This window comes from Planktothrix sp. (assembly GCF_046067725.1).
In the GTDB taxonomy this organism is placed as follows: domain Bacteria; phylum Cyanobacteriota; class Cyanobacteriia; order Cyanobacteriales; family Microcoleaceae; genus Planktothrix.
Window position 1 is genome coordinate 1 of sequence record NZ_JBJUDF010000285.1, and the last position, 6,840, is coordinate 6,840.

Sequence of the window (6,840 nt, forward strand, 5' to 3'; positions counted from 1 at the left end):
GAACTTTCGGTTTAGAACCGATTAACGCTTTGGGAGAATTGACCTCTACCTTGACGGGAGCAATCCTTTTCGGGCAAGTCGATTCGTTGAACAAAGAATCTCCCGTCACATCGCTTTGCGATTGACGGTGAGAGTGTCAATTTGTGCTAATAACGGTTGTCCGAAGCGTGTTGCTCGTGTTAATAGAGTTGATTTACCAACAGATGTTAATATAATTGCCTTGAGTTGGTTTTTGAATGGAAGCGATCGCCTATTTAATATAACCTAGATAAAATTTTACACACAGAAACCGGGTTTCTCTTGTCGATTTTGGTTGAGCGACACAAAGGGTTGAAAGAAACCCGGTTTCTTAGACTTGATAGGGGATGCGATCGCGTTATCTACTTGTCAGTATTCCCTAATAACAAAAATTGGTTGAGCCGATTTGGGTTGATTTTGTTTCAGCACACGAATGAGACGACCATAAAAATTTTCTGCTTGAGACAATAAAGAATCATGGAGAAATTTTATTTGTCCATGATAGTCTCGGTCATCTTTGCAAATAATAATACCATTGTGTTCTTTACTCTGACGATGCAAAGCAATAAAATCATCTCGATTTAGGGTAATCACAATCCGTTGTTCACTTTTGGCAAAAGCTAAAACTTGATCGTCAGAAATCTTTTGGTTAGCTCGTCCAGATTCATAAGAAGTCAGCACATTATAACCAAAGTTGCGTAAAGCTTTGACCATTTCTAAAGGAAAATTTTCATTAGCATAAAATTTAATCATCAATTTCTATATCCGCATCATCTTGGTGGGATGCGATCGCCCGATCTATTTCTAGTTTATGGGTTTCATAATAAGCCTGTACTGCGGTCAAATCCATTAAAGTTAATCCCGGAAAATTTTGGATTATTTCTTGATAATCCGCTCCTTGCTGTCGTAAAGAAATTACCGTCCATACAGGTATTCTCGTATAACGAATACAAGCATGACCGCCACAGACTCCTGCTGTTTTTTGAATGATTCTCGCTTGCAATTTATCTTGCAATAGGACATATTCTTCAATCTCTAAAGAATCAATTAATTGCACTAAGGAATCAATTAATTTACTGTTCATTTTTCTATAAATGGGTTACTCGTTGGGGACAGATATTTAGATCGAGAGTGATTGGCTGCAAAAGTGATTGATTCATGGTAAGTATTTCTTAACAGGTTATCAACAATTTAATCCTGTTTATTATTATAGTATAGTCAGGATGGAATCCCTATCTCTATCGTATTGCTAATCATCCCGTTTCACTTCTTACTGTTCCCTGTTCCCTCTTCCCTGTTCCCTTGCGCGTAGCGCTATAACATAACTGCCTTGAGTTGGTTTTTGAATGGAAGCGATCGCCCAAAATAAACACACTGAGAAACTGGGTTTCTGCAATAACTTTTCCTGTATGACAGAAATATTTCAGAAGAAACCCGGTTTCTGAGTCTCTATAAAGTTTTTCAATTCAAGCTATAAACATCCTTGGCTTGACCGATCGCAAATTTCAGAGAAAGATGAACGGTTTTATTAGAAAATCCTGCAAAGGTGATAACCGCTATTAAAGCTAAAATCGCATCCAATGCAAAGATAGTTGAATAACCTAATTGTTCAGCAAGGCTTCCAAAAATAGGGCCAGCTAAGGCAATTCCCAGATCAAATCCAGTTAAACACAAAGAGAAAAATTGACCTCGTTCTTCTGGAAGACATCGATCTGTAATCAAGGTAATCATCATTGGAATAACGATTCCTGCTCCCATCCCTTCTAACAGTGCAGCTAATAAAATAATGTTACTTCCTGTGGTTTTAGATAACAGTAACATTGCTAAAAAGTAACAGATTAAACCTCCTGTAATAAATATACCTCGACCATAACGATCAGAAGCTCGACCGGTAGGAACCCGAACTAAAAAACTAGCGATGGCGGCGGTACTATAAAATAAACCTGAATTAAAACTTAACCCAGATTCTTTCACCGATAAGGGTAAAAATGTAACTAAAGTTCCAAAGATTAAACCCACCATTAACATCACAAATGCGGGAATTCGGAGACGGGGACTCCACAACATTTTGAAGTACCATAATCCTTTTTCTAGGAACGAAGTAGAAGATGAAGTTGTTGTCGGTTGATTGCGTTGAGGTTCAAAGACTTGGGAAATTCCTAGAAATGCTAAAAACGCAAACCCCGCACTGGATAAAAAGATGGGGTCATAGCCAAAAGCGGTTTGCAAAAACCCTCCTAATGCTGGGCCAATCGCCATACCAATTGGGGCGACTAAACTCATATATCCAATGACTTCTCCCCGTTTATCCACAGGGGCAATATCAGCCACTAAAGCACTATAACCGATGGTGAATCCCGCGACACTAATGCCATGAAATGCTCGCAAAAACAACATTAATAGAATTGATTTTGTCCATAAATACCCTAGAGGCGCGATCATCGCTACAAAGGTTCCTATCAGTAGGACTAATTTACGACTTTTGCGATCCGCTAAGGGGCCAAACCCAAATCGAGAGGGTAATAAACCCAAGGCAAAAGCACCCATAACCCAACCAATTTGTTGTTTCGTTCCGCCCAAAAATTCAACGTATAAAGGGAGTGTTGGTAACAGTGCTGTTAGGCTTGTCCAAAAACATAAACCTGCGATAAATAATATCAGTAGACTTCGTTGGCACTTCGGATCAAAACTACGAAAAGCGTTCAAAATACCCCTTCCTTAATAATATGCAGTATCCGCTTAAACACGCCCCAAATCTAGGTCGTGTTTTTAACTGAATGCTTGACTTATTTCTATTTTGTAACAATTTGTTAATTTTTGCCACACTCCTCAAGGGAGTTCGGATTAATATTGGCAATTTGTTGATTAAACCATAGGGCAGCCATGCCGTTATCCATCTGAGTTAATTGTTCTAATGTTTGTTCGATTAGGAGAATTGGCAAACCTGAAAGTGCTACAGAATATTCGATTTCTTCATATTTTCCCTGTTCTCCTAAGCGAAAAGCAATCACCTGTTTTCCTTTAACATTTGTGACCCAATATTCAGGAATTCCTAATGCGGCATACAGTTGTTTTTTCTCATCTAAATCAGTAGCTAAGGTTGTATCAGAAACTTCTCCCACTAAATCAGGCACTCGCCAGCGATTTAAGTCAATGCGACGAGGTTCTCCAGCTTGCCAACGGGGTGCATTTTCACCAATATATAAAACGTGATCGGGTGCTGAGGCGCGAGTATTTACTTTTTCCAATTGGCAGCGACCGAGTGAACTAAAACTGACAACGGGAAACCGAGCAAACCAAAAGGCAAATAGCATGGTTAATAAATCGCTCATACTAGCATGATTAATTCCTTCGGAACCCATTTCAATCCATAAATATCCGTCTTGATAAAATATTTTAACTCGTTCTAAAGTGGGATGATCCCGATAAGCTAAATAATCATCCCAAGTTGCAGCTTGCCATTGACAAATTTCAGGCTTGTATGAGGGAACTGTTACTGAGGATAGAGTCATAATAGCAACAACCGATATCAAAAATTAGGAATCCTAAAAGATCTCTGAGGGTTAGGGTAAATTAAAATAATTTTGTTGTAACTATAGCACATTTTTTTGATGATTAGGATGATTCTCAACAGTTTCAGGAACCTGGTTCTACATATCCCTAATTTTTAAAAAAGAAGTCTTTCTTAGGAGAGACGCAAAAACTTGAGAAAACTTGCAATATTCAGACTATGGGAAAATTAAATAGGGGTTAATCCATGTTACTAATTCCATTAATTTAGATGGAACCTTTTATACTTTAAAATATGCCTTACCTTATTTAAAAAAACAGGGCGGCAGTGTGGTAATTACCTCTTCTGTTAACGGAACTCGAATGTTTAGTAATAGTGGAGCAACGGCTTATGCTTCTACAAAAGCGGCTCAAGTTGCCTTTGCAAAAATGACGGCGTTATACTGAACGAGAAGACTTAGAAGAAGCTCAAGAACCTGTAGAATTTCCTGAAGGTAAAATCCCCTTAACGGATGGTCAACCCGGAACCTCTGAACAAGTCGCACAACTAATTTTATTTTTAGGATCAGATGCCTCTAATCATATTACCGGAACTGAAGTTTGGATTGATGGCGGACAATCTTTATTACAAGGATAAGAATTTTAACGCTAAAATTAATTCATAAACTTGATTGTTGACCTCTCTCATCTTCAATTATGCCTCAATATTTTGGACGATTACACACCCTAAAGCCTAATTGGTCACAAATTGAATCTGTTAAAACAGTAGAAATGGGCGATCGCTCTCTACTATTTAACTGTGGGAATGTTTGTGTTAAAATTAGTGTATTAGCCGATCATTTAATTCGAGTTCGTTATACCCCATCGGGTGCGTTTATGCCCCGTCGATCTTGGGCGGTTACGGTGGATGATCAAGATTGGGAACCTGTTCAATTTAAAACTCAACAAATTGAACAAACAACAGAAATTATTACAGAAAAAATCAAGATTTCGATTCAGCATTATCCCTTCCGCATTCACTGTTATGATCAAGATAATAACCCGTTTGCAATTGATACCGAATTAGGCTTTGCTTCGCGACTAGGATTAACAGCAGTTTGGAAAAAGATTGAAGCAGAAGAGCATTTTTATGGGTTTGGAGAACGCACCGGATTTTTAGATAAAATTGGGGAAATCAAAACTAATTGGACAGTTAATTCTTTAGATTACGATGCCTTAACCGATGCCATGTATCAAGCCATTCCAATGTTTATGGCCTTACGTCCTGAGTTAAGTTATGGCATTTTTTTAAATAGTACCTATTGGAGTCGCTTTGATATTGGAGTTGAACAACCCGGAGTTTGGCGCATGGAAACCCAAGCTCCAGAACTCGATTATTATATTATTTATGGCCCCAAACCTGAACAAATTTTAAATACTTATACCCAACTCACCGGACGAATGCCGTTACCGCCCCGTTGGGCGTTAGGCTATCATCAATGTCGGTGGAGTTATGAGTCAGAAATTGTTGTTGAACAACTCGCAGAAGAATTTAGAAACCGCAAAATTCCCTGTGATGTGATTCATTTAGATATTGATTATATGCAGGGATATCGAATTTTTACTTGGAATAAGAAACGATTTACTAACCCTAAAAAACTAATTAAAAATTTATCTAAAAATGGCTTTAAAGCAGTTACAATTGTTGATCCTGGGGTTAAATATGAACCTGAAGGAAATTATCCTATTTTTGATCAAGGATTAGAACATAATTATTTTGTCAGAAAACCCGACGGTGAGCTTTTTTATGGTTATGTTTGGCCAGATAAAGCAGTGTTTCCCGATTTTTTAAATCCCGAAGTCCGTCAATGGTGGGGAGAATGCCATCAAATATTAACCGATATGGGAATAGCAGGTATTTGGAATGATATGAATGAACCCGCCTTAGATGACCGTCCTTTTGGCGATAAGGGCCGTAAAATTACCTTTCCATTAGATTGTTTACAAGGGCCATTAGAAGAACAAGCAACCCACGCAGAAACTCATAATTTATACGGATTAATGATGGCAAAATCCTGTGCAGAAGCTCTGGTAAAATTGCGACCACAGGAACGATCTTTTGTATTAACTCGGTCAGGTTATGCAGGAATTCAACGTTGGTCATCGGTGTGGATGGGCGATAACCATTCAATTTGGGAACATTTAGAAATATCTCTTCCCATGTTATGCAATATGGGGTTATCAGGAGTCGCTTTTGTAGGTTGTGATATTGGCGGTTTTGCCGGAAATGCAACCGCAGAATTATTCGCCCGATGGATGCAAATGGGCATTTTATATCCCTTGATGCGAGGTCATTCTGCCTTATCCACCGCCCAACATGAACCTTGGGTATTTGGAGAAAAAGTTGAACAAATTTGTCGAGAATATTTAGAATTACGCTATCGTCTTTTACCGTATCTTTATACCTTATTTTGGGAAGCCACCCAAACCGGATCACCGATTCTTCGCCCGCTATTTTATCATTACCCAAATGATAGGAAAACCTATACTTTATCCGATCAAGTTTTACTCGGTTCAGCAATTTTAGCAGCCCCTATTTATCGCCCCGGTGTTGAATGTCGGGCGGTGTATTTACCTGACGGTATATGGTATGATTGGTGGACAGAGAAATCCTATTCTGGAGCACAATATATTTTAGCAGAAGCTCCCTTAGAACGGATGCCTTTATATGTCAAAGCTGGGTCAATCATTCCCTTACAACCCGTGATGCAATATATTGATGAAAAACCGATTGATTGTTTAACCTTTAAAGTTTTTCCAGGAACAGGAGAAGGGATTTTATATGAAGATGATGGTCGTTCTTTTGAGTATATTCAGGGAATGTATTCAACAACGAAATATCGACTTTCTCAAGAAAATCAAGAATTAATTAAATTACTGTTTTCAGTCTTATTCACATTTTTATCAATCATTATATTAGTGATTGCTTCAATTTATTTTTTTTCAAAAAAGGAAATCAAGTTAAAAAATGACTTACATGAACTTAGAGATAAACAAGAAAAGGAAATATTAAAAGCTCAACTTGAAATCCAAGAGGAAACATTCAGAAAAATTTCAAGAGAAATACATGATAATATTTCCCTTGGACTCACATTGGCTAAACTTCAGCTGAACAACGCAGTCATCTCTGATACCAAAGATAATGATACACTCACGGCAACAGTTGATTTGATTAGCAAGTCACTGGTTGATTTAAATGATATCTCAAAATCACTTGATGCCAAACAAATGGTTGCACATGGGTTGATCAACGCCTTGCAATCTGAAGTCAAA

At 38.0% G+C, this 6,840-nt stretch carries 7 protein-coding genes; 3 read left to right on the forward strand and 4 right to left on the reverse strand.

Features of this window, described 5'->3' with window-relative positions; all coding sequences use genetic code 11:
* Positions 1–387: 387 nt before the first annotated feature.
* From ACKPEB_RS17820 to ACKPEB_RS17835, 4 genes are all read right to left on the reverse strand, one after another.
* Positions 388–771 (reverse strand): DUF5615 family PIN-like protein, encoded by a 384-nt coding sequence (locus ACKPEB_RS17820; protein WP_408966308.1) that lies wholly within the window; start codon positions 769–771, stop codon positions 388–390.
* Positions 764–1,102: a DUF433 domain-containing protein gene (locus tag ACKPEB_RS17825; RefSeq protein WP_408966309.1), complete on the reverse strand. Its 339-nt coding sequence runs from the start codon at positions 1,100–1,102 to the stop codon at positions 764–766. The genes ACKPEB_RS17820 and ACKPEB_RS17825 overlap by 8 nt, the downstream gene beginning before the upstream one ends.
* A gap of 377 nt (positions 1,103–1,479) precedes the next feature.
* Positions 1,480–2,724: an MFS transporter gene (locus tag ACKPEB_RS17830; protein WP_408966310.1), complete on the reverse strand. Its 1,245-nt coding sequence runs from the start codon at positions 2,722–2,724 to the stop codon at positions 1,480–1,482.
* Between the two features lie 104 nt (positions 2,725–2,828).
* Positions 2,829–3,530 carry a Uma2 family endonuclease gene (locus tag ACKPEB_RS17835; RefSeq protein WP_408966311.1) on the reverse strand — a complete coding sequence of 234 codons (702 nt, stop codon included), beginning with the start codon at positions 3,528–3,530 and terminating at the stop codon, positions 2,829–2,831.
* Positions 3,531–3,789: 259 nt separating this feature from the next.
* On the opposite strand from ACKPEB_RS17835, the gene ACKPEB_RS17840 reads away from it, so the two are divergent.
* The 3 genes from ACKPEB_RS17840 to ACKPEB_RS17850 all read left to right on the forward strand — a co-directional run.
* On the forward strand, positions 3,790–3,975 hold the full coding sequence (locus tag ACKPEB_RS17840; RefSeq protein WP_408966313.1) for an SDR family NAD(P)-dependent oxidoreductase: 186 nt from the start codon (positions 3,790–3,792) through the stop codon (positions 3,973–3,975).
* A 52-nt stretch (positions 3,976–4,027) separates the two neighbouring features.
* Entirely contained in the window at positions 4,028–4,165 is a 138-nt protein-coding gene (locus ACKPEB_RS17845; RefSeq protein WP_408966314.1) for an SDR family oxidoreductase, read from the forward strand.
* 59 nt (positions 4,166–4,224) lie between these two features.
* Positions 4,225–6,840, forward strand: a 2,616-nt coding sequence (locus ACKPEB_RS17850) for a TIM-barrel domain-containing protein (RefSeq protein ID WP_408966312.1), incomplete at its 3' end; no start/stop codon positions are given.

Bases quoted from the DNA above. Each gene is read 5' to 3' on its own strand.
- ACKPEB_RS17820 (WP_408966308.1), bottom strand. From the start codon at position 771: ATGATTAAATTTTATGCTAATGAAAATTTTCCTTTAGAAATGGTCAAA.
- ACKPEB_RS17825 (WP_408966309.1), bottom strand. From the start codon at position 1,102: ATGAACAGTAAATTAATTGATTCCTTAGTGCAATTAATTGATTCTTTA.
- ACKPEB_RS17835 (WP_408966311.1), bottom strand. From the start codon at position 3,530: ATGACTCTATCCTCAGTAACAGTTCCCTCATACAAGCCTGAAATTTGT.